This is a genomic window from Sphingomonas sp. CFBP 13714 (genome assembly GCF_014842205.1).
GTDB classification, from domain to species: Bacteria; Pseudomonadota; Alphaproteobacteria; order Sphingomonadales; family Sphingomonadaceae; genus Sphingomonas; species Sphingomonas aerolata.
Genome location: NZ_JACYVG010000008.1, coordinates 14253 through 34453, shown reverse-complemented (window position 1 = coordinate 34453; position 20201 = coordinate 14253). Strand labels below are relative to the sequence as shown.

General features: G+C 69.7%; 16 protein-coding genes. 9 read left to right on the top strand and 7 right to left on the bottom strand.

Annotated features, from left to right (window positions below; translation table 11 throughout):
• Nucleotides 1-3: 3 nt before the first annotated feature.
• Complete coding sequence (locus IFT54_RS16785; RefSeq protein ID WP_192071461.1) at nucleotides 4-2022, bottom strand: FlgK family flagellar hook-associated protein; 2019 nt, start codon at nucleotides 2020-2022, stop codon at nucleotides 4-6.
• Here IFT54_RS16785 and flgG point away from each other — a divergent pair.
• From flgG to IFT54_RS16760, 5 genes are all read left to right on the top strand, one after another.
• Nucleotides 2021-2728, top strand: coding sequence for a flagellar basal-body rod protein FlgG (flgG, locus tag IFT54_RS16780; RefSeq protein ID WP_192071543.1), 708 nt, complete (start codon nucleotides 2021-2023; stop codon nucleotides 2726-2728). The genes IFT54_RS16785 and flgG overlap by 2 nt on opposite strands.
• On the top strand, nucleotides 2725-3183 hold the full coding sequence (flgA, locus tag IFT54_RS16775) for a flagellar basal body P-ring formation chaperone FlgA (RefSeq protein ID WP_192071460.1): 459 nt from the start codon (nucleotides 2725-2727) through the stop codon (nucleotides 3181-3183). The genes flgG and flgA overlap by 4 nt, the downstream gene beginning before the upstream one ends.
• An 11-nt stretch (nucleotides 3184-3194) precedes the next feature.
• Nucleotides 3195-3926, top strand: coding sequence for a flagellar basal body L-ring protein FlgH (gene flgH, locus IFT54_RS16770; protein WP_192071459.1), 732 nt, complete (start codon nucleotides 3195-3197; stop codon nucleotides 3924-3926).
• A gap of 157 nt (nucleotides 3927-4083) precedes the next feature.
• A complete protein-coding gene (locus tag IFT54_RS16765) occupies nucleotides 4084-4962 on the top strand; it encodes a flagellin (protein WP_031395278.1) in 879 nt (292 codons plus the stop codon).
• A gap of 232 nt (nucleotides 4963-5194) precedes the next feature.
• Complete coding sequence (locus IFT54_RS16760) at nucleotides 5195-5500, top strand: hypothetical protein (protein WP_166747139.1); 306 nt, start codon at nucleotides 5195-5197, stop codon at nucleotides 5498-5500.
• 46 nt (nucleotides 5501-5546) lie between these two features.
• Here IFT54_RS16760 and IFT54_RS16755 read toward each other — a convergent pair whose 3' ends face one another.
• Nucleotides 5547-5984, bottom strand: a complete 438-nt coding sequence (locus IFT54_RS16755; protein ID WP_192071458.1) for a hypothetical protein — start codon at nucleotides 5982-5984, stop codon at nucleotides 5547-5549.
• Between the two features lie 115 nt (nucleotides 5985-6099).
• Here IFT54_RS16755 and IFT54_RS16750 point away from each other — a divergent pair, with 115 nt between their 5' ends.
• From IFT54_RS16750 to glsA, 3 genes are all read left to right on the top strand, one after another.
• Complete coding sequence (locus IFT54_RS16750) at nucleotides 6100-6327, top strand: hypothetical protein (RefSeq protein WP_192071457.1); 228 nt, start codon at nucleotides 6100-6102, stop codon at nucleotides 6325-6327.
• The gene (locus IFT54_RS16745) at nucleotides 6324-8228 is read left to right on the top strand and encodes a hypothetical protein (protein WP_192071456.1); all 1905 of its coding nucleotides are present in this window, start codon (nucleotides 6324-6326) and stop codon (nucleotides 8226-8228) included. Before IFT54_RS16750 ends, IFT54_RS16745 begins: the two co-directional genes overlap by 4 nt.
• Nucleotides 8229-8297: 69 nt before the next feature.
• A complete protein-coding gene (gene glsA, locus IFT54_RS16740; RefSeq protein WP_192071455.1) occupies nucleotides 8298-9233 on the top strand; it encodes a glutaminase A in 936 nt (311 codons plus the stop codon).
• Between the two features lie 3 nt (nucleotides 9234-9236).
• Here the strand turns inward: glsA and IFT54_RS16735 are convergent, their stop codons facing one another.
• Complete coding sequence (locus IFT54_RS16735; protein WP_192071454.1) at nucleotides 9237-11672, bottom strand: EAL domain-containing protein; 2436 nt, start codon at nucleotides 11670-11672, stop codon at nucleotides 9237-9239.
• 98 nt (nucleotides 11673-11770) lie between these two features.
• On the bottom strand, nucleotides 11771-12871 hold the full coding sequence (locus tag IFT54_RS16730) for a serine hydrolase (protein ID WP_235188233.1): 1101 nt from the start codon (nucleotides 12869-12871) through the stop codon (nucleotides 11771-11773).
• A 425-nt stretch (nucleotides 12872-13296) separates the two neighbouring features.
• Here IFT54_RS16730 and IFT54_RS16725 point away from each other — a divergent pair, with 425 nt between their 5' ends.
• The gene (locus IFT54_RS16725; RefSeq protein WP_192071453.1) at nucleotides 13297-15987 is read left to right on the top strand and encodes a TonB-dependent receptor plug domain-containing protein; all 2691 of its coding nucleotides are present in this window, start codon (nucleotides 13297-13299) and stop codon (nucleotides 15985-15987) included.
• 47 nt (nucleotides 15988-16034) lie between these two features.
• On the opposite strand, the gene IFT54_RS16720 is transcribed toward IFT54_RS16725, so the two are convergent.
• The 3 genes from IFT54_RS16720 to IFT54_RS16710 are packed head-to-tail and all read right to left on the bottom strand — an operon-like array spanning nucleotide 16035 to nucleotide 20186.
• Nucleotides 16035-17564: a DHA2 family efflux MFS transporter permease subunit gene (locus IFT54_RS16720; RefSeq protein WP_192071452.1), complete on the bottom strand. Its 1530-nt coding sequence runs from the start codon at nucleotides 17562-17564 to the stop codon at nucleotides 16035-16037.
• 10 nt (nucleotides 17565-17574) lie between these two features.
• Nucleotides 17575-18747 carry an HlyD family efflux transporter periplasmic adaptor subunit gene (locus IFT54_RS16715; RefSeq protein ID WP_244649143.1) on the bottom strand — a complete coding sequence of 391 codons (1173 nt, stop codon included), beginning with the start codon at nucleotides 18745-18747 and terminating at the stop codon, nucleotides 17575-17577.
• Entirely contained in the window at nucleotides 18744-20186 is a 1443-nt protein-coding gene (locus tag IFT54_RS16710) for an efflux transporter outer membrane subunit (protein ID WP_192071451.1), read from the bottom strand. The genes IFT54_RS16715 and IFT54_RS16710 overlap by 4 nt, the downstream gene beginning before the upstream one ends.
• Nucleotides 20187-20201: the final 15 nt, after the last annotated feature.

Sequence of the window (20201 nt, the reverse complement as noted above, 5' to 3'; positions counted from 1 at the left end):
GTCCTATCTGATCATGCCGAGAAGCGTGTCGTACATCTCGCTCGCGGTGGTCATGACGCGCGCGGCGGCGGCGTAGCTGTTCTGGAGCACGACCATCTGGCCGAGCTCCTCGTCGATATTGACGCCCGAGACGCTGTCGCGGCGGTTGATCGCGTCGTCGCGGCGTGCGCCCATCTGGTCCGCACGATCGGTGGCGCGCGATGCGGCGGATCCCGCATCGCCCAGCACGACCGCGGAGAAGCGCGCGATCGTCATCGTCCCCGCATCGCCGAGATCGACCGCACTCGCCAGCGCATCGACCAGCGCGGTCGCGCCGCGCCGGTCGCTCGGCCCCAGCGCCTTCGTTCCCACCGCGACGGGCTGGAGCCGGGCGAGCGGCAGGCGGGTCGGGTCGGCGAGCACGTCGCGGCGGACCCCGGCGCTGTCGAGCCCCGCCCCCGCCGCGCCCAGCCCGGTGATCGCCGCAAAACCGCGTCCGGTGCCGCCGCGGTCGGTCGTGTCGGACAGGACCGAGAGCATTGCCCCCGATTCGGCGCGGGTGGCCGAGAACCGCAGGCGTCCGACATCGTCGAGCGCGAACTGGCCATAACCGCCGAGTGGACTGGCGTTGAGCTCGTCGATCAGGTCGCCATAGCTCGGCCCCGTCGCCCCCGTCAGCGCATAGCGCGCGACCAGCCGGCCCGACGAATCGCGCAAGGCGAAATCGACCGCCTCGCCGGCGGCGAAGCGATGCGGATCGGCGGTGGTGAACCCCGACGGCACGAGCATGCTCGTGTCGCTGCGGACGATGTCGTTCAACCCGAAATAGTGCGACAGGCCGATCCCCGCGCGCGCGCTCGGCCGCGCGGTGTCCTGCGCCACGGCGACGCCGGTGCCTGGGCCGGTCGCGGCGATGGTGAGCGTGCCGTTGGCGAACGACGCGGTCGCCGCACCGCCCAGGCTGGTATTGATCGCCGCGATCGCATCGTCGACGGTTGCTGCCGCGCCGAGCGCGTCGAAGTCGAGCGTGGTGCCGGCGACCATCGTGCCGTCCGACCGCGTCACCGCGATCAGCGCCGCGCCGGTGAACCCCAGCCGGTCGCCACCGGTCAGCGCGGTCGCGCGGCCGGTGAGTATCGCCGGCGGCGGGACCGCCGACCCGGTGTTGGACGCGGCGTTGATCGTCCGAGCGAGCCCCGCGAACAGCGTCTCGACCCGCGCCGAGAACGCCGGCAACTGCCGGTCGCGCAGGTCGAGCAGCCCGCCGAGCCGCCCGCCCATCGCCGGCGTGTCGAGCGTCGTCCCGGTCGCCGCGCCGAGCGTGCCGTCCGCCTCGGCGAACCGAACGTCGATCGTCGGATAGACCGGTTGCGCGCTGCCGACCCCGCTGGCGGGATAGGAGAGCTGGCGCAGCCGCTGGTCGAGCAGCGGGACGCCCGAGGCGGTATCGATCGTCACCCGCCCGCTCGGCTGTTCGCGCGCGGTGATGCCGATCAGCGCGCTGAGCTCCTCGAGCGCGGTGGTGCGGCGGTCGGCGGGGCCCGACGCGCTGCGCCCCAGCCCCTGCAGCCGCGAGATCGAGTCGTTGAGCGTGTCTACCGTGCGCAGCAGCGCGTTGACCCGCTCGACCGTGTCACCAACCTCGCCCTCGATATCGCCACGCAGCACGTCGACGTCGCGACCGAGCTGGCGCATCGATCCGATCGCGTCCTCGACCATGCCGACAAAGGGCGCGGTGACCGCGGAGCCGCCATTGGCGCCGGCCATCGCGGTCGCGGTCGCGGCAACCGCGTCGAGCCGCGCGGGCAGCGCGGATTCGGACCCTGTCGCGCCGAGCAGCGACTGCAACCGGTCGAGATAGCCCGCCTCGACCTCCGCACGGCCCGCATCGCCGCTGCGGCCATAGACGGTCGCTTCGAGGAACTTGTCCGCGACGCGGCCGGGTTCGCCGACCACCACGCCGTTGACGCGGCCTGCAGTAACCCCCGTCTGCAACGCGACCGTCTCGCGCGCATAGCCCGGCGTGTTGACGTTCGCCAACATGAACACCACCGGGTTCAAGCGCCAGCGCGCGGCGTTCCAGGACCTGCTCTATCAGCAGGAGACGCGCCCCGGTTCGGCGGCGGGCGGCGACGGCCAGACCAAGGTGCCGACCGGGATCCAGATCGGCGCGGGCGTGAAGACCGGCGGCGTCTACCGGATCACCGAACAGGGTGCGCCGAACCAGACCGGCAACCGCTATGACATCGCGATCCAGGGGCGCGGCTATTTCCAGGTGACGTTGCCCTCGGGGCAGATCGGCTTCACCCGCGACGGATCGTTCCAGCTGTCCGAACAGGGCGAGCTGGTCACCGCGGACGGCTTCCGCGTCGAACCCGCGATCGTCATTCCGCCAGAGGCGGTCGACGTCGCGATCTCGAAGACCGGCGAGGTCCAGGTCAAGCTCGCCAATGATCCCGCGCTGCAGACCGTCGGCCAGATCCAGCTCGCGACCTTCGTCAACGAGGCGGGGCTCGAGGCGCAGGGCGGCAACCTGTTTCTTGAAACCGCCTCGTCGGGGCAGCCGACCGTCGCCGCGCCGGGCCAGCCGGGCTTTGGCGACACGCTGCAGGGCTTTGTCGAGGCGTCGAACGTCAACCCGGTGTCCGAGATCACCGCGCTGATCACCGCGCAGCGCGCCTATGAGATGAACAGCCGCGTGGTGAAGACCGCGGACGAGATGCTCGCCACCTCGAGCCAGCTCCGGTGAGCCGCCTGGCAATCGCCGTCGCGCTCCTCCTCGCATCGGGGATCGCGCTCCCGGCGCACGCGGCGGATCCCGCCGAGACGCCCGTCGCGGTGCTCACCCGCGCGATCGCGCGCGGCGATATCCTGAGCGCGACCGATTTCGAACTGCAGCCGCGCGCCGCGGTCGCCGCGCGCGGCGCGCTGGCGGCGGACGCGGCGAGCGGCCGCGAGGCGGTGCGCGCGCTGCCCGCCGGCACGATGGTCCGCGCCGGCGATCTTGTCGCGCCCCGGCTGGTGCGCCGCGGCGAGGCGGTGACGCTGTCGCTCCAGGGTCGCGGGTTTGCGATCACCACCGCGGCGCGGGCGCTGGCGGCGGGCGGCATTGGCGACGTCGTCCGCGTTGTCGCGCTGTCCACCAACCACAGCGTCGATGGCGTCGTCACGGGCGCGGGCAGCGTCCGCGTCGCCGCGCAATGAGGAGAGTTTCGATGACCAGACCCGCGACATTGTTCCTGATCCTCGCCGGCGCGACCGCGCTGTCGGGCTGCGGCACGATCGGCCAGCTCAAGACGATCGGCAAGGCGCCGAAACTCAGCGAGATGACCGCGGTCGACACCCCGCTGACCGAGGATTCGCTTGGCCAGCCAAGCCGTCGCCCGGCCGCGCCGCCACTGGCGCTGGCGCCCCCCGACGCATCGCTGTTCCGCGCCGGCGCTGGTGCGTTTCTCGGCGACCAGCGCGCCGCGCGCAAGGGCGACATCCTGACCGTGCGGATCAACGTTCAGGACCGCGCCGAGGTCGGCAACACGACCGCGCGCACGCGCGGCGGCTCCGAGAATGCCGGGCTGACCGCCGCGCTCGGGCTCGGCGTCGCGACGCCCGACCCGCTGATCGCCGGCAATTCGAAGTCGCAGTTCAACGGATCGGGCAATATCAGCCGGTCGGAAACGATCAGCATGACGATGTCGGCGATCGTCACCGACGTGCTGCCCAACGGCAATCTGATGATCCGCGGCCGCCAGGAGATCCGCGTCAATTACGAGCTGCGCGAGCTGATCGTGACCGGCATGGTCCGCCCGCAGGACATCAGCCGCGACAACAGCATCCGCCACACGCAAATCGCCGAGGCGCGGATCAGCTATGGCGGCCGCGGCCAGCTGACGCAGGCGCAGCAGGCGCGCTGGGGCCAGCAGATCTACGACGCGCTGTTTCCGTTCTGAGGCGCGCGCCCGCGCTGCAAATAATCCGCGCAGCGCGACCAAGTCCCCGGATTTCTTCCCAGAATAAGGAGCGGGTCGGATCTGACCGCTCCGTCGGCGAGCCGCCGTACGGCTCAAGGACGCAGAAGCGACCGACTATTCCAGAAGGAAGAATATCATGGGAATGTCCGTTAACACCAATGTTGGCGCGATGGCGGCCCTCCAGGCCCTCAACGAGACCAGCAAGGGTCTGTCCGTCGTCCAGAGCCGCATCAACAGCGGCCTGAACGTCGCATCGACCAAGGACGATTCGGCAGCCTTCACGATTGCCCAGGGCCTTCGCGGCGATCTGGGTGGCCTCAAGGCGGTCAACTCCTCGCTTAGCCGGGCGAAGAGCGTGGCCGACGTTGCGGTCGCAGGCGCAGAGCAGATCTCGGACGTCGTCAACCAGATGAAGACGCTCGCCAAGCAGGCGTCGGACGATGGCATCAGCGACGAGAGCCGCGCTGCGTACAACAAGGACTTCACCGCCCTTCGCGACCAGATCAGCACGATCGTCGATTCGTCCGAGTTCAACGGTACGAACCTGCTCAAGACCGGCGGCGGCACCGTGAGTGCGTTGCAGTCGCTGACCAACAAGGCAACCGGCACCGACACCTACGATCCCGATACGCTCTCCATCGCCAACCAGGAAATCGACCTGCCGGCGACGGAAACCGCGTCCGCGGGCGTGGGTACCGGCGTGCTCGGCCAGGATTCGGAAATCGACACGGCTGCCAAGGCCAAGGCGATGGTCGATACCCTGGACACGCTGGGCAGCTCGCTCAACACCAAGCTGAGCGATCTCGGCTCGGGGTCGCGCAAGATCGACGCACAGATGACGTTCACCAGCAAGCTGTCGGACGCGATCGAAAGCGGCGTCGGCAAGCTGGTCGACGCGGATCTGGCCAAGGAATCGGCGAAGCTGCAGGCACTGCAGGTCAAGCAGCAGCTTGGCGTTCAGGCGCTGTCGATCGCCAACCAGGCACCGCAGACGATCACCTCGCTGTTCCGGTAAGCCGGTACGAGACACGATCCCGCCAAGTCCCCCAAGCACATCGGCGGGGGGTCGTGGAAACCGGGGTGGCCGATCGGCCACCCCGGTTTTTTCATGCCTGTTTTCAGGCAGCGGCGCGCGCCGATACGGGTAATCCCTTAATAGCCGTGCGGCCCGGTTCGAATAGGGTCGAGCGAACCGGCGGGCGAACCGGCGGGCGGGCCAGCCACGAACGGCCGGAGAGGATGAGGTCATGGACTACCGCGTTTCGCTGTCGCTTTCGGTCACCGACCCGCATGCGCTGTGGTCTGCCGCGGCGGCCTGTGCGCTGACCGCGCCGGGCATGACGCTCGACGACGTGATCGAGACGATCGGCAGCGAGCATGATCCCGACATCGCCGACTGCATCGCGCTGCTGCTGCTGTCGCCGCGGATCACCGGGGCGCGGATCGAAGACTTTGCCTGCCGTCGCGCCGGCCGGCCCGAGCGCGTGGCCGACGTCACCCCGCTGCCGACCCGCCCCCGCGCGACGCGGCACGGGCTGAACGCCAACGCCTGAGACACGCCGGGCCGGGGTTCGGCGCAGCGCGCGGACGCCAGCGCGATCAGGCGCGGCGCGCCGCCACCTCGACCAGCAACACCGCCGCGATCGTCGGATCGACCCGGCGCAGGGCCGTGGAGACGTCCTGCGCCAGCCGTCGTGCATCGACCGGCGTCGACGCGGAGGCATGCAACCGCGCGAATTCGATCGACGCGACCAGCGCCGCCTCGCGCAGTTCGGGCCGACGCGTCTCGATCGCCCCCGCGCCTGCGACGTCCGCGGCCTGGAGCACGAGCTTGACCTTCAGCCGCCCGTCCGCGCGATCGCCCTCGACGATCGGCACGTCGAGCGGATCAAGCATCACGAACAGCGGCGACGGCCGTACGGGTTCACCTTCCGCCCCGCCCCCTTCGGACGCCGCCGCGCCTGGCGCCATGATCGGCGCGGTCAGCAGCGCCGCGATCAGCAGCGCGATCTGCTTGGGTGAAGGGCGGGTGCGCATCGCTTGGGCTCCGGTTTGTGGTTTCGTCGGGACGTCGCCCCGAATGCCGGCCGATGCCGACGATCCGCAGGTCTTTACCTCTATAATAGGAGGATAGCGGAGGGATGGAGCGCAAGTGAGCCACGATCAGAAACCCGCGCGCGTCAGGATCGTCGCGAACGGTGCCGAGACGGACGCCCGTCGGCGCGGCGATGCGACCGCGATCGCGCCGATGCCCGCGGCCGGACCGGACGATGGTCATCATGCCGCTGCAGGCAACAGGGTCGCGACGATCGTGTTCGCGCTGCTGTTCCTTGGCGCCGCCGCCGCAGCCGCGGTCGCGGTGACGCTGGCCTTCGCATGATCCGCCTCGCCATCGCGCTGGCGATCGGCGCGGGGCTGGCCGGACCGCATGCCGCGCGCGCTGCCGAACCGTCGCATCCGAGCGCGCCGCACCCGAGCACGCCCCACCCGGGCACGCCCCACCCGGGCACGCCCCACCCGGGCACGCCCCACCCGGGCACGCCGACGCCCGCGCAACCGTCGCCACCCGCCCCCGCCCGCCCGGCGCCTGTACCCTTTGCCGCCGAGCTCGCCGCGCAGCCGCTGCCGCCGGCGCGCACCGCCTGGACCGCGATGAGCGAGCAGTCGGCCTGGGCGGCGCTTGCGACCGCCACGCCCGCGACGCGGCAGGCGACACGCTGGCGCTATGCGGTCGCCCTGATCGCGCGCGACCGCGCTGGCGAGGCGCTCGGCGTGCTCGACGTGATGGCAGCCGACGATACCGGGCTTGCAAAGGTCGCCGCGTGGCGGCGCGCGCGCGGCGTCGCGCTCGGGCGCCTCGGGCGGACCGATCCGGCGATCGCGGCGCTCGACGACCCTGCGCTCGCGACCGATCCCGAGACCTGTCTGTGGCGGATGCGGATCCTGGCGGAGGCGGGTCGTGCGGCGCCGGCGCTGGGCGTGCTCGGCTGTGCGATGCCCGCGCTGAACGCGCGTGGCGCCAAGGCGCGCCGCCCCTTCATTCTCGCCGCCGCGCGCGCGGCGATCGACGCGGGCAGGCCCGGCCCGGCGCGCGACTGGCTCGATCGCATCCCGGCGACCGACGCGGCGGCCGCGCTGTTGCACGGCGAGGCGGACCGTGCGCTCGGCGCCGCCGCGACGAGCCGTCGCTGGTTCGATCTGGCCGCACGCACCGGCGATCCCGAACAGCGCGCCGCGGCCACGCTCGGGACGATCGAGACCGATCTGGCCGCGCGCATGCTCGCCCCGCCGGCCGCGGCACGGCGTCTGGCGGCGCTGCTGTTCCGCTGGCGAGGGGGCATGGTCGAGCGCCGCGGGCTGACGCTGGCGATGAGCCTCGCCACCCGCCGCGGCGACGAATCCGCGCTGCTGGCGGCGGCCGCCGCGCTGCTGCGCTATGGCAATGTCGGCGCCGACGCCGCCCCGCTGTCGGCGACCGTCCAGGCGCATCTCGTCGCACTGGTGGCGCCACAATCGACCATGCCGCTCGGCACCGCCGCCGGCCTGCTCTGGGATTACCGCGACCTGATGCCGACGGGGGCGGAAGGCGACCGCGTGGTGTGGATGCTCGCCGACCGGCTGCAACAGGCCGGACTCTATCGCCGCGCCGCCGAGCTGCTCGAACGCCGGCTGTCCTCCACGCAGCGCGACGTCGAACAGGGCCCCTTGTCGATCCGCGTCGCGACGCTGCGGATCCTGGCGGGCGCGCCCGACGCCGCGGTCCGCGTGCTGCGCGAAACCGCGATGATTCCCTATCCCGACGCGATCCAGGACGAACGCCGCCGCCTCCAGGCCGTCGCGCTCGAACTGCTCGGCCGCCACGCCGAAGCGGTGGCGACGCTCGCCGACATCCGCGACGCGACGCCGATCCGCGCCGAATTCGACTGGCACGCGCGCGACTGGTCGGGCTTAGCCGCCAGCGGCACCGCGCTGCTGCCCGCCCCCGGACCGCGCGGCGGCCTGTCCGCGGAGGGCCAGGCGATCGTCCTGCGCCAGGCGATCGCCCATGCGATGCTCGGACAGGAGGCCGCGCTGGCGCGGCTCAACCGGCGCTATGCCCGCGCCTTCGCGCCGCTGCCGACCGCGCCCGTGTTCGCGATGCTGACCGCGCCGGTCGGAGGCTTCGACCCGGCGCGGCTCGACTCTGCGATGACCGCGCTGTCCGCGACCGGCCCCGCGGGCGCGATCGGCGACCTGCTGACCGCGGGACAGGCGGCGCGGACGTCGACGCGGCTGGACTAGGGCGCCGCGCCCCTGCCCACGGATCATGCGCGCCGCCTGCGAGTTCAACCTGTTCACCAGGAGAGCCGCATGCCCAGCACGATCGCGCAGATCATCACCGAGATCGCCGCCGAGATCACCGACGACGCCGCGCGGATCGAGGCATCGGCGGACCGCAAGGAGGAGGCCGCGCCCGGGCCGATCGGCATCGCGGTCGCGCTGACGTCGGGCACGCTGCTGACCGCGGGCGCGGCGACGACGGCATTCCCGATCCAGAGCATCTCGAAGATGTTCGCGCTCGACCTCGCGCTCGCGGCGATCGGCGACGACGTCTTCGCGCGCGTCGGGAAAGAGCCGTCGGGCGACCCGTTCAACTCGATCGTCGATCTCGAGCGGACCAAGGGCGTGCCGCGCAACCCGTTCATCAACGCAGGCGCGCTGGCGGTCGTCGATATCCTGGTCGAACACCGGCCCGAGGACGGCGACGACCCGGCGGTCGCCCGGCTGATCGGCCGCGAGACCGGGGCCGATAGCGTCACGTTCGACGAGGACGTGATGGCGTCCGAGCAGGAGGGTGGCGACCTGAACCGCGCGATGATGAGCTTCATGCGGCATCACGGCAATCTCCATGCCGATCCCGACGCGGTGATGGCCGCCTATGTCCGCAACTGCGCGATCGCGCTCGATTGCCGTGGCCTTGCCAAGGCGGGTGCCTATCTCGCGGCGACGCGGCGGTCGCCTGATGACCCGGAGGCCGACGCGGTCGCCAAGCGTCACCGCACGGTGCTCGGCCTGATGATCACCTGCGGTCATTATGACGGGTCGGGGGATTTTGCGGTGCGGGTCGGCCTGCCCGCCAAGAGCGGCGTCGGCGGCGGCATTCTCGCGATCGTGCCGGACCGGGCGGCGATCGCGGTCTGGTCGCCCAATCTCGACCAGCATGGCAACAGCATCCTCGGCATCCGCGCGCTCGAGATGATCGCGCACCGGACCGGCTGGTCGGTGTTCGGACCGCCGCTGGTCTGACGCTCAGGCAGCGAGCCGGGTAACCGTCACCCCCGAGGATTGCGGGTCGGTATCGCCGGGTGCGCCGATGATCGTGTCCCCCGGCAGCGCGGCGAAGTCCGCCGTCGCATCGGTGAACGGGACGACCGGGCGGCCGAGCAGATAGCCCTGCGCCACGTCGCAGCCGATATCGTGCAGCACGTCGAGCTGTTCGCGCGTCTCGACCCCCTCGGCATGCGTCAGCACGCCCAGTTCCTTGCCGATCGCGACGGTCGCGCTCAGCACCGCCATGCAGCGCGGATCATTCGCCGCCTCGGCGACGAAGCTGCGGTCGATCTTGATCCGGTCGAAACGGAAGTCGCGCAGATGCGCGAGCGACGATTGACCGGTGCCGAAATCGTCGAGCGACACCTTGATGCCGAGCTTGCGGATCCGGTCGAGCATCACCGCGGTCCGGCCCGCATCGTCGATCAGCGCGGTCTCGGTGATCTCGATCTCGACCCGCTCGGGGGCGACGCCGTGGATCAGGATCGCCTGCGTCAGGCTGTGGAGCAGCCCTTCCGACTTCAGCTGCGCGGCGGAGATGTTGATCGCGACGTTGAGATGCGGCGACCAGCCCGCGAGGTGGCGGCACGCCTCCATCATCACCCAGCGGCCGATATCCTCGACCAGCCCGCATTGCTCGGCGATCGGGATGAAGACGCCCGGCGGGATCCAGCCGCGCACCGGGTGGTTCCAGCGGATCAGCGCCTCATAGCCCGTCGTGCCCCCGGTCAGCAGATCGACGACCGGCTGGAAGGCGAGTGCGAAGCCGCCCGTCTGGACCGCTTCGTGCAGGTCGTCGACGATCCCCTGACGTTCGGCGAGCCGTTCGGCGAGCCCGGGCAGATAGGCCTGCGCGCGCCGCCGCCCGAGCCGCTTGGCCTCGTACAGCGCCATGTCCGCGCGCTTCATCAGGTCGTCGGCGGAACAGGCGCCCGAAAAGTGGGAAATGCCGATGCTGCAGCTCGGCAGCAGCCGGCAGCCGTTGATGACGACCGCGCCGCTCAATTGCGCGACGATCGAATCGGCGAGCGCCGCCGCCGCGTCACCCGTCTCGCTGGCGAGGATCGCGAGCTCGTCGCCGCCCATCCGCGCGATGAAGCTGTCCTGGGGCAGCAGCCGCGTCAGCTCGGCCGCGACATGGACCAGCAGCTGGTCGCCGACCGCGTGACCAAAGGCATCGTTGATCCGCTTGAAATCGTCGAGGTCGATCATCAGCAGCGAGAAGGGCGTGCCGATCCGGATCCGCGCCTCCTTCTGCTCGCGCAGCGACCGGCGGTTCCCCAGCCCGGTCAGCGGATCATGATAGGCCAGATGCGTCAGGTTGCGCAGCGCCTGCCGCTCCGCGCTGACGTCGTTGAAGGTCAGCACCACGCCCTTGGACTGCATCGGACGGCACTGCATCCGATAGACGCAGCCATCGTCCATCGCCCATTCGCGGTCGAACGTCGCGTCGGTCCGGATCCATTGCTGCATCGCCGCGCGGATCTCGGCGCGCCGCTCGGGCCGCCAGCCGCGATGACGCGCGACGATGTCGATACAGGCGGTGATCGTCATGCCCGGCGCGATCGCCCCGTCCGGGATCGCGTACATCTCGAGGAACCGGTGGTTGAAATGCTGCAGCCGGGCATGGCCGTCGATGAACACCAGCCCGTCCGACATGCTTTCGAGCACCGCTCTCAGCGTGTGCCCCTCTTCCTCGCGCGTCGTCCTGAACCGCTCGAAGGTCAGCAGGCTGGCGAGGCAGGTGACCGACACGCCAAACGCCATGCAGGCGGCGACGAGGCCCGGCGACAACAGGCTGCCGCGCACGTCGCCGATGCTGCCGATCACGATATCGCCCGACAGCGCGACGAAATGCGTCGTGCAGATCGCGAGCGCGAACAGCATGCAGGCGGCGGTGCGCGACCGCGCCCAGCCGCGGTGGAGCTGCCACGTCGCCATCAGCACCGTCCCGAGCACCAGCCCGGCGATGTTCGTCGGCCAGGAAAACACGTGGACGCAATCGGTCATGCCCGTCAGCCCGACCGCATGCATGCACCAGATGCCCGCGCCCGCGATCGTCGCCGCAGCGATCCGCGCGGCGCGGCGGCGCAGGCGGGTGACCGCGACCAGCGGCACGCCGACCAGCGCGATGCCGACCAGCGCGGACAGGATCGCGATCGGCACGTCGTAGCGGAGCAGGAGATCGGGTCGATAGGCGAGGATCGCGATGAAATGCGTCGCCCAGACGCCGAGCCCCGCGGCGAGCGCGAGCGCGGCATGCCGCCAGCCGAGCGGCTCGCCGGGCTCTGCCGCGGTCCGGTCGAGATCGATCGCGAGCATCGCCACCGACCAGCTCGCGGTCAGGCAGATCCCGACTGCAACGGCGACCAGCGACCCCGAATGCTCGAAATGAAGATTGAAAAGGGGGACCACGATCTTTGCTCTCAGGAAGTCACTCCCAATCGCATGAATTTATTAAAGAAAGTTATAACCGAAACGGCTTGATAGGGCCCCTTGCCCGGCCGGCACGATCAATTGCCCGCCGAGGCGACCACGGCCCGGGTCACGTCGCCCATCAGCCGCATCCGCACCGGAATCGGCTCGCGCGTGCTGGCGATCATCACCGCGACGGCATAGCGATGGCCGTTCGGCGCAACGAGCAGCCCGATATCGTTATAGCCGGTCGACAGGCTGCCCAGGTCCTGCCCGGTGCCGGTCTTGTGCGCGAGCGACCAGCCCGGCCGCAGCCCCGACTTGAGTCGCAGCGGCCCGGTCTTGCTCGACCGCATCAGCGTCAGCAGCGACGCGGTCGAGCGCGCGCTCAACAGCTTGCCCTGCGCGAGCAGCGACAGGCCGAGCGTCACGCCATTGGCGGACGCACCGTCGTATGGCGCCGCGAGATAGCGGTTCAGCGCCTTCGCCCGCGCCTCGTAGGTCATCGCCGCGCGCGCCTGGAGAAAGCCCCAGCCCCCCGCCCATTCGGGCCGCCATTCGAGCCCCGCGGTCTTCGCCTGCAGCACCCGTTCGCCCGGACCGAAGGTCACGCCCTCGACACCCTTGGCGTCGAGCATCCGGTTGATCGCCGCGGGACCGCCGACGCGCCACAGCAGCACGTCGTTGCAGGTATTGTCGCTGCGCGTCATCGCACCGCGCAACAGCTCGTCGATCGTCGTCGTATAGCCGTCCGCGCCGATCAGCGCGCGGATCGGCTGGTGGAACAGCGTCAGGTCGGCACGCGTCAGCGTGACGCGGTCGGACAGCGAAATCTGCCCGCGGTCGACGGCGTCCATCACCGCGATCGCCACCCACAGCTTGCTGACGCTTTGCTGCGGACGCCGCGTGTCGCCGTCCCAGGCCACCACCCAGCCCTCGTCGATGTCGCGCACCGTGATCCCGACCTGTCCCTTGAAGCTCGCGCCGAGCGCCTGGACCGCGTTGAGCAGGTCCGCCGCGGGCTGGGGCCTGGTCGACGGCCGCGTCGGCGACGATGGCCGGGGCGCCGGCGCCACGGTCGTGACGGTCAGCGGCGGCGGTGCGGGACGCATCGGCTGGCGACCCGCGGGAACGCACGCACCCAGGCTGGTGACCGCGGCAAGGATCCCGGCGAGGCGATGAGACACTGAAATTGACACGATAAGTTCCCCTTGTCCGCTGCTTAGCGCGCTGAGCGCTGCGCGGAACCCGAAAGCTGCCGCATCCGCCGCGTTTCGGGTTCCGCCGGTCGCACGCCGCCGATTCGCCGTGGCCCGGCTTTGGCCCCGGTGGCGATGCCCGGCCCACTACGTCCGCCGCCCCTTGTCTGGCTGGAACCGGGACAATCGATTGCGTCAATTCTGCAACATTATGACGTCCATATGAAAGTCGTGCGTATTTTCGGTTGCAAAGACGGGACCGCTATGGCCGTTTGTTGCCAGGACAGGTCAAGGACGAAGCCGGACAGGCGGCCGTCCTTGCGTGTGACAGGGCAATTTCCGCAGGCGCGCCAAGGGGAATCGGCGGTCTGGAACGGCGATGATGGGGGAGGATCCTGAGAGCCACTTTTCAAAGGGGGCTTAGGATGATCAGATACACGACCTCGACCGTCGCACTGGCGGTCGCACTTCTTGCCGGGTCCGCCGCCTTCGCAGCGACGCCCGGCAGCGGACAGGATGGCGCCGCGCCCACACCCGCACCGGCCAGCGCCGTGCAGGAAAGCGTACCCGACGCCGCCAGCGCGACCCCCGAACCGTCGAACGACATCGTCGTGCTGGGCACGCGCCGCACCGATCGCACGCTCGCCACGTCGCCGTCGCCGGTCGACGTGATCAGTTCGGCCGAACTGACGTCGCAGCCCGCCGCCAACATGATCGACGCGCTCAAGAATATCGTGCCGTCCTTCTACGCGGGCCAGAATTCGATCTCGGACGCCTCGACCTTCGTCCGCTCGCCATCGCTGCGCGGCCTGTCGGGCGATCAGGTGCTCGTGATGATCAACGGCAAACGCTATAACCGCTCCGCGCTGGTGCAGGTCTATGGCGGCAGCGACACCGGGCTCGGTCGCGGTGCGCAGGGGCCCGACATCTCGGCGATCCCGTCGCTCGCAATCGGCAATCTGCAGGTGCTGCGCGAGGGCGCGACCGCGCAATATGGCTCCGACGCGATCGCCGGCGTGCTCAATTACGGCCTGCGCGAGGACCAGGGGATCGAACTGGTCGGTCGTGCCGGCCAATATTATGCGGGCGACGGCGAAAGCTATCAGATCGCGGGCAATGCGGGCGTGAAGGGCGACTGGGGCTTCATCAACGTCACCGGCGAATATGTCGACGAAGGCCAGACCAGCCGCGGCCGCACCCGCCCCTCGGCCGCCAATTTCGCGCAGAATTTCCCGGCGCTCGCGAACCAGCTCCCCAATTATCCGCTGCCTGTGCAGATCTGGGGCAATTCGCCGTCGCACGGCTTCAAGTCGGTCTATAACTCGGCGATCAACGTCACCGACAGCAGCAAGATCTACGTCTTTGCCAATTATGCGCAGAGCAAGGGCAATCAGAGCTTCAACTACCGCGCCTCGGTGTCGAGCACCGCGGTCGACACGAACGGCGTGGTCCGCAATCAGGGCGCGAACGGCGCGTTCAACAACACCTTCTTCCTCACCCCCTGCCCGACCGGCAACGCGACCTGCCCGAGCGGCGGCTTCGTGCGCGACGGCAACACCTTCCGCTTCGGCACGCTCTACCCCGCCGGCTTCACGCCGCGCTTCGTCGGCAAGACGCAGGAGGCGTATGGCGTGCTCGGCTACAAGGGCACGTCCGGCGCCTTCAGCTACGACCTGTCGGGCACGCTGGCGCGCAACAAGCTGTCGCTGTCGATGTATGACTCGGCCAATTTCTCCTACGGCCCGGCGACGCAGACCAGCTTCGACTTTGGCGACCTGATCCAGAAGGAAACCAACTTCAACGCCGACTTCACCTATGCCGCCGACCTCGGTCTCGCCGCACCGCTGACCATCTCGGCGGGCGGGGAGTTCCGCAAGGAAACCTACGAACAGACCGCGGGCGACACGCAATCCTATGCCGCGGGCCCCTATGCGATCGCGCAACAGCTCTTCACCCAGACCGCGCCGGGCGTGTACGTCGCCTCCGGCACGACCGCGGCGCAGGGCGTCGGCGCGAGCGGCTATGCCGGCACCAGCCCCGCCACCGCAGGCAAGTTCAGCCAGAAGGCCTATGCCGCCTATGTGGGGCTCGAGACCGACCTGACCGACGCGCTGACGGTCGGCGCGGCGGGCCGGTACGAACATTACAACACGTTCGGCGATGCCTGGGTCGGCAAGGTGAACGCGTTGTACAAGTTCGCCGACGCCTTCTCGGTCCGCGGCAGCTTCGGCACGGGCTTCCACGCACCGTCGCCGGGCCAGTCGAACGTCTCGATCGTCACGACCTCGTTCAACAACGGCGTCGCGTTCCAGGCGGGCACCTACCCGACCAACACCGCGGTCGCGCAATATTATGGCGCGAGCAACCTGACCCCGGAAAAGTCGACCAATTACGGCCTCGGCTTCATCCTCGAACCGGTCCGCGGAATGACGGTCACGGTCGATGGCTACCGGATCAACCTGCGCAACCGGATCGGCCTGACCTCGCCCTTCATCGTCACCGCGGCGGACCTTGCCGCGCAGCCAGCGCTGCTGCCGGTCGGTGTCGGCGGCCAGGTCCAGTATTTCACCAACGGCTTCAAGACGCGGACCCAGGGCATCGACGTCGTCGGCACCTACCGCACGCGGTTCAGCGAGGCGGAGCTGAACTTCTCGTTGGCGTATAACTACAACGACACCAAGGTTACCGAGTTCGATGCCCGGGTGGTCGGCACCGCGCAGCTGATCGACGCGGAAAACCTCGCGCCAAAGCACCGCGTCGTCTTCAACGCCGGCTGGACGCTCGACAATCTGAGCCTGAACGTCCGCGAGAATTACTACAGCTCGTTCACCAGCGCGCAGGATTACGGCCAGACCAACGGCGTGCCGAACCAGGTGTTCAGCGGCAAGTTCGTCACCGATCTGGAGCTCAGCTACACCTTCGCCGAGCATTTCACGGTCGCGGTCGGCGCGCAGAACTTCACCGACGAGCATCCCGACCGGCTCAAGCCGACCTCGACGGTGCAGATCTATCCGCTCACCGGCGGCACGTCGGACGGCCAGGTCTATCCGCGCAACGGCGGACCGTTCGGCTTCAACGGCGGCTTCTACTATACGCGTCTGCGCGTGAAATACTGAGACCGGACGGGGGGCGCCGCGGTGCCCCCCGTCTTCTCACCACCGGATCAGTGCGCGGCGGCGGGGTCGACCGGCCGGGCGGGCCGCGGCGCCAGCCAGATGATCGCGGCGGACACGAAGAAGATCAGCGCGGCAAAGGCGAACAGATGGTTCGTCGCCAGCGCGAAGCTTTCCTGCTCGACCACGCGCTCGATCAGCCCGCGCCCCTGTTCCGCGCTCAGCCCGTGCTGCTGCGCGTTGGCGATCACCTGATCGCCATTGTTGAGGATGTTGGTCAGCTCGGCGCGGTTCGTCTGCGCGTTGTTCTGCCACATGGTGCTGCCGATCGAGGTGCCGATCGCCGCCGCCAGCGTGCGCAGGAAGCTCATCACGCCCGCCGCCGACGCGGTTTCCTCGGGATCGACCGCGCCCAGCGCGATGATCGTCAGCGGGATGAAGAAGAACGGCATCCCCAGCCCCTGGACGAGCTGCGGCGCCGCCAGGATCCAGAAATCCGCACCGCTGAACCAGAAGGTCCGCAGCACCGACGTCAGTCCGAGCCAGAAGATCCCGAAACACACCAGCGCGCGCGGATCGACCTTGTTGCTCAGCTTGGCGACGATCGGCGAGAAGATCACCGCGAGCACGCCGTTGAACGCGGTCACATAGCCCGCATCGCTCGCGGTATAGCCCATCGTCGACTGCAGCCATTGCGGGATGATCACGACCGAGGCGAAGAAGGTCCCGAAGCTGAAGGCGAGCGCGGTCACCGCGACGGTGAACCCGCGGTGCCGGAACACGCGCAGGTCGACGATCGGATTGCCCGCGGTCAGCTCCCAGATCAGGAAGGTGACGAAGCCGATCGCCGCGATGATCGCGCAGCCGACGATGAAGCTCGACCCCAGCCAGTCATGCTCGCGCCCGAGATCGAGCATGATCTGCAGCGCCGCGATCCACACGACCATCAGGAACAGGCCGAAACGGTCGATCGGCACGATCTCGGTCTTGGTCTCCGACTTGCGCAACAGCGTGAAGACGCCGACGATGCAGAAGATCGCGATCGGCAGGTTGATGTAGAAGATCCACGGCCAGGACCAGTTGTCGCTGATCGTCCCGCCCAGGATCGGCCCGAGGATCGGCGCGGTGACCGTCGTCATCGCCCAGGCGCCCATCGCCGCCGCGCGCTTCTGCGGGGGAAAGATGGTCAGCAGCAGCGTCTGCGTCAGCGGCATCAGCGGGCCGCCGCAAAAGCCCTGCCCGATCCGGAACGCGACCATCGCGCCGAGCGACGAGGCGAGGCCGCACAAGGCGGAGAAGACCGCAAAGCCGATCATCGCCGCCATGAAGACGCGGATCGTCCCGAACCGCCGGACCAGCCACCCGGTCAGCGGCACGCAGATCGCCTCGGCGACCGAATAGGAGGTGACGACCCAGGCCCCCTGGGTCGGCGACACGCCGAGCCCGCCCGAGATATGCGGCACCGACACATTGGCGATGGTCGTGTCGAGCACTACCATGAAGTTGGTCAGCGCCAGCACGAAGCCCGCAAGGATGAGGCGCGGGCCGGTCAGCACCGGCGCGGACGTGTCGGCGGCCATCGATCCGCTCCTAGCGATCGCCCGAGATGTCGATCTCGGCGTCCATCGACAGCCCGACGCGCAACGGATGATCGCGCAGTTCCTTGGGATCGAGCGCGATGCGCACCGGCAGACGCTGGACCACCTTGATCCAGTTGCCGGTCGCGTTCTGCGCGGGGATCAGCGCGGACGATGCGCCGGTCCCGCCGGCAAGCCCGACGACGCGGCCGTGATAGACGACGTCGTCGCCGTGCAGGTCGGAGATCAGCGTCGCATGCTGGCCGACGCGGACATGCTGCAGCTGGCCCTCCTTGTAGTTCGCATCGACATAGAGCTGATCGACCGGCACGATCACCATCGCCGCGGTGCCGGGCGCGAGCCGCTGGCCGATCTGGACGTTGCGCTGCGAGATCACGCCGTCGATCGGCGCACGCACGACCGCACGCGACAGGTCGAGCCGGGCCTGGCGCAGCTTGGCGCGCGCGGCAAGGACCTCGGGGGCGTTGTCGCGCGTGGTGCCGCGGGTCAGCGCGGTGTTGGCGGCGCGATCCTCGAGCGCGGAGGCGCGGGTCGCGGTCGCCTGCGCGATCCCCGCCTGCGCGATCGCGACATTGGCGCGCGCGGTGCGCAGCGCGTTCGTCGCCGCGGTCACCTCGTCACCCGATACCGCGCCCGCCGCGACCAGCGCCTGGCGACGCTGATAATCGATCTGCGCGCGGTCGAGATTGCCCTGGGCGAGCAGCAGCTGCGCGCGGGCGGCACCGATATCGGCACCGCGCGCATTGGCCTGCGCCTGGAGCGCATCGCCCGTCGCCGCGGTCTGGCCATAGCGGCGCTCGGCGCCTGCCAGATCGGCTTCGGCCTGCGCGACCGCGATCTGCAGGTCGGCATCGTCGAGCCGCATGAGCACCTGCCCGCGCTTGACGGTCTGTGTGTTGCTCACCGTGACCGCGATCACCTGCCCGCTGACCAGCGGCATGACCTGCGCGGTTTCCGCCGCGACATAGGCATTGTCGGTCGTCACGCGCTTCGACAGCACGAGCGCATCGTAGACGAAATACAGGATGGCGATCACGACCAGCACGGCCGCGAAGATCAGCAGCAGCCGCTTGCGCTTGCCCGGGTTGGCGGTTTCGACCTTGGCGTCGGCCTTGGGCTCCTCGGCGGGAGTCTGGTCGCTGTCGTGGGATGGGGTGTCCATCATCGTGTCCCGCTGGTCTGGATAAGGGGTTGGAAGCCGCCGCCGAGCGCGCGCACCAACTGCACGTCGAGCGCGAACCGGCGCGAATCGATCGCCGCGACCGAACGCCGCGCGGTCAGCACCGCTTCCTCGGCGCTCAGCACGTTGAGAAAGGTCGACAGGCCGCCGCGATAGCGCAGCTGCGCGACCTGATACGCGCCTTCGGCATCGACCAGCGACGCGCGCGCATCGCGCATCTGTGCGGCGACCTGGCGCCGGCTGGTCACGACATCCGCGACCTCGCGCAGTGCGTTGATCACGATGCGGTCATAGCTGCCGACCGCCTCGTCATACTGGCCGCGCGCCTGCCGATACTGGCCCTGCAGCGCGCCGCCGCGAAAGATCGGCAGGCTGATCGCCGGGCCGACATTGCCGATGCTCGATCCGCCCTTGAACAGGTTGTCTAGGCCGAGCGATTGCAGCCCGATCAGCCCCGACAGGCTGAGATTGGGGTAGAAATCGGCGCGGGCGACCTTGATCCGGCTCGCCGCCGCTTCGGCGCGCGCGCGCGCGGCGGCGACGTCGGGACGCCGGCCGATCAGGCCGATCGCCGCGTCGGCGGGGAGTTCGGTGGCAAGCACGGGGACCGCAGGCCGGGTGATCGTCAGCGCGCGATCGGGCCCCGCGCCGAGCAGCGCGGCGATCGCGTTCTTGGCGAGCGCGATCTGTTCGGCGTTGCTGGCCAGGTCGACCCGCGACGCCGGCACCGCGGAGCGCGCCTGTTTGAGCTCGGCCTGCGTATCGAGCCCGATCGCGACACGCTCGTTCACCAGCCGCTCGCTCGCGCTGCGCACCGCATTCGCCCGCTGCAGCACGTCCTGTTCGGCATAGAGCCGCGCGAGATCGGCATAGCGCGCGGCGATATCGGTCGCGAGCGTTAGCGCCGCCTGCTCGCCATCGAGCCGCGCCGCCTCGGCCTCCGACGTCGCCGCGACCAGCGCCGCGCGGTTGCGCCCGAACAGGTCGAGATCGAGGCCTGCGTCGAGTGCCAGCCGGCCCGTGTCGTTCCAGCCCTTCGGGATGAACTCCGCTGGGATGCCGTTATTGTAGCTCTGCTTGTTGAGCCCGACCGTGCCCTCGGCGTCGAGTCGCGGCTGGTTGGCGGCACCCGCCTGCTGCACGGCGCCGCGCGCGGTCCGCACGCGCGCCGCCGCGATCGCGATGTCGGGCGATCCCGCCAGCGCCTCGGTGATCAGCGTGTCGAGCTGCGCATCGCCGTAGCCCCGCCACCACTGCGCCGCCAGCCATGCCGCATTCGACGCCGGGCCGTTCGACGCGAGGCTGTTGCGCGATGCATAGGTGTCCGCGGATGCCAGGACGGGCGGCGGCCCCAGATCGGGCACCGCGCAGCCGGCAAGCCCGGCTGCGATTGCAGTGCAGCCGGCGAATCGAATCAGTCGCATTGAATCATCGTACTC